This window comes from Citrobacter sp. R-1.5.2, assembly GCF_035064245.1.
GTDB lineage: Bacteria > Pseudomonadota > Gammaproteobacteria > Enterobacterales > Enterobacteriaceae > Citrobacter.
The window spans coordinates 1-410 of record NZ_JASEYC010000099.1 but is presented as its reverse complement, the minus strand read 5'-3'; the positions used below and the strand labels follow the sequence as shown (position 1 = coordinate 410).

Genomic DNA, 410 nt, shown 5'->3' with positions numbered 1-410 from the left:
ACTTTCGTGTTTGCACAGTGCTGTGTTTTTAATAAACAGTTGCAGCCAGCTGGTATCTTCGACTGATTTCAGCTCCACGGGTAAACCGCTTCACCTACATATCAGCGTGCCTTCTCCCGAAGTTACGGCACCATTTTGCCTAGTTCCTTCACCCGAGTTCTCTCAAGCGCCTTGGTATTCTCTACCTGACCACCTGTGTCGGTTTGGGGTACGATTTTGTGTTACCTGATGCTTAGAGGCTTTTCCTGGAAGCAGGGCATTTGTTACTTCAGCACCGTAGTGCCTCGTCATCACACCTCAGCGTTAGAAGAAGTCCGGATTTACCTAAACTTCCCGCCTACATGCTTAAACCGGGACAACCGTCGCCCGGCTAACATAGCCTTCTCCGTCCCCCCTTCGCAGTAACACCA

1 rRNA gene is annotated in these 410 nt (G+C 50.5%); it reads right to left on the bottom strand.

Annotated features, from left to right (window positions below):
• Positions 1-410 (bottom strand): 23S ribosomal RNA (locus QMN38_RS26785); the annotation flags it as partial.